This is a genomic window from Roseateles sp. P5_B10 (assembly GCF_056400485.1).
This window is the reverse complement of sequence record NZ_JBFULE010000879.1, coordinates 1-2,088: the sequence shown is the minus strand read 5'-3', so window position 1 is coordinate 2,088 and position 2,088 is coordinate 1. Positions and strand designations below refer to the sequence as shown.

Here is a 2,088-nt window from a genome sequence, read left to right as displayed (position 1 = left end):
AGTTCATGTGTGGCACCGGCCGCGGCCATGGCACCGAGTACCGCCTCGCGCTCGCGGGCCTGAGCGGCCAGCGCCGGGTGCCAGACGCGCTCCAGCAGGCCCATGACGGCGCCCTGGCTGCGCGCCATGGTGTCTTCCAGCGCATAGTCGGCGYAGCAGGCATGGCCGTGCAGCTTCGCCTGCTCGRCGCGCAGCTCCAGGATCTCGCGGCAGATCTCTCGGTTGTCCGTGTCACCGGTGTCGTCGCCGCGGCCGACCCAGGCACGCCAGGCCTKCTCGCGCAGGTCGCGCCGCGCGCTGAAGGACAGGAAGGGCACGATCAACGAGCGCGACAGCGTGATGACGTGGACACCCTCTTGAAGGCCACGGTCGACGGCAGCCTGGCGGGCGGCGGCACGCACGAAGCCGGGCAGGCCGGCGAGCTCCTCCTCGGTCGTCAACCGCAGTTGGTAGCCGCTCTCTGCGGCCAGCACGTTCTGCGCAAAGCGCGTGTTCAGCTCAGCCAGGCGGGCCATCACTGCGGCGTAGCGGGTACGCGCCTCGGGCGCCAGGCGGGCGCCGGCACGCAGGAAGTCCAGATGCACGCGCTCCAGCAGCCGGCGCTGCTCGGGCGTCAGCCCCAGGCGCTCGCGCTGTTCGAACAAGGCGTCGACCCGGGCAAACAAGCCCTGGTGCATGTAGATGGCGCTGCCATGTTCGGCCAGCGGCGCGGCTAGGGCGCGCTGCACGGCCTGCAGCTCGGGCGAGGTGGCCGAGGCAGCCAGGGTGTAGAAGAGGTGTTCGAGCCGGGTGAGCTGGCGGCCGCCGGCGTCGAAGGCGGCCACGGTGTTGGCAAAGTCCGGCGCCGCGGCCTGCGCCGCGATGGCGTCGATCTCGGCGCGGTGGGCAGCCAGCGCGGCGTCGAAGGCAGGTTGGAAATGCGCCGGGGTGATGTCGGCGAAGGGCGGCAGGCCGTGTGGGCCGGCCCAGTCGTGCAGCAGCGGGTTGCTCATGCAAAGTCCTTCAGAAAACAAAAAGGGCCGCTTCCTGCCGGAGGCGGCCCGCTTGCAAGGGTCAGTGAACGGCGCGGATCACTTGCCCGCGGCCGCCTTTTCCTTGCGGATGGYCTTCTCGTCGTTCTCGTCGTAGGCCTTGTTCTGGCACTCGGCCTTCCACTTGTCGTTGCCGTCGAAGTGCTTCTCGGTGCGCTCTTCGAGCGCCTTGAACTGGGCATCCAACGCGTCCACCTTGTCAGAGAAGCCCTTGCGCTTGATGCCTTGCTCGGCATCCGCGGCCTTGACGGCCTCGACCGCCGTGCCGAAAGCTGTGGTGCGCGCCGTATAGGCGTCGTTGCGAGCCTTCAGTTCGGCCTTCTCGAGCTTGGGGGCCTCGGCCGTCAGCGCCTCGTGCGCCTTCAGGATGGCTTCCTTCTCGGCCTTCACGTCGGCGATCTGCTTGCCCAGCACGGCCTCGGCGGCYTCAAGGGTGGCCTTCTCCGACTTGAGTTTGTCGGCATTGGCCTTGTAGGAAGCCTGCTCGGCCTTGATGGCCTCGGCTTCCTTGCTGTTGTTGTCCTGCTGGGTGATGCAGGCGCGCAATTCGTCGCGCGACATCAGTTTGGCCTTGGGCTTCTCGACAACCGGGTTGCTGACCTTGTTGTTCTTCGGGTCGACCTTGGCCTTGGAATTGGTGGTGACTTGTGCCTGGGCGGAGACAGCGAGACCCAAGGCCAACGTAAGAAGAATGCGTTTCATGAAGAGGGCGCAACCGGGTTGCGAAGGTTCAAAGCGGGAGGCGGAATGATGCCACGAGGCTTCGCCGCGATAATCCTCGGCTGCTCTTCGTTACAGGGGCCCCGGCCCCTTCCCCATGGCGCTCAAAGCCACCATCCACAAAGCCCAGCTGCAGATCGCCGACATGGACCGCCATGTCTACGGCGACCACGCCCTCWCGATCGCCCGCCACCCGAGCGAGACCGACGAGCGCATGATGATCCGCGTGCTGGCCTATGCACTGAATGTGCCGGCCGACGATCTCAACGGCCGGCTCGAATTCACCAAGGGCCTGTCCGACGTGGACGAACCCGATCTCTGGCAACCCGACCTGACG

Annotated in this window: 3 protein-coding genes; 1 reads left to right on the top strand and 2 read right to left on the bottom strand. The window is 67.0% G+C overall.

What is annotated here, in order from left to right; genetic code table 11:
- Both AC1DU6_RS28795 and AC1DU6_RS28790 read right to left on the bottom strand, forming a co-directional pair.
- Window positions 1-992 (bottom strand): M3 family metallopeptidase (locus AC1DU6_RS28795; protein WP_477861329.1); only part of this gene is annotated, 992 nt, incomplete at its 3' end.
- A 78-nt stretch (window positions 993-1,070) separates the two neighbouring features.
- Entirely contained in the window at window positions 1,071-1,733 is a 663-nt protein-coding gene (locus AC1DU6_RS28790; RefSeq protein ID WP_477861327.1) for a hypothetical protein, read from the bottom strand.
- A 115-nt stretch (window positions 1,734-1,848) separates the two neighbouring features.
- Here AC1DU6_RS28790 and AC1DU6_RS28785 point away from each other — a divergent pair.
- Window positions 1,849-2,088, top strand: a 240-nt coding sequence (locus AC1DU6_RS28785; RefSeq protein ID WP_477861325.1) for a YaeQ family protein, incomplete at its 3' end; no start/stop codon positions are given.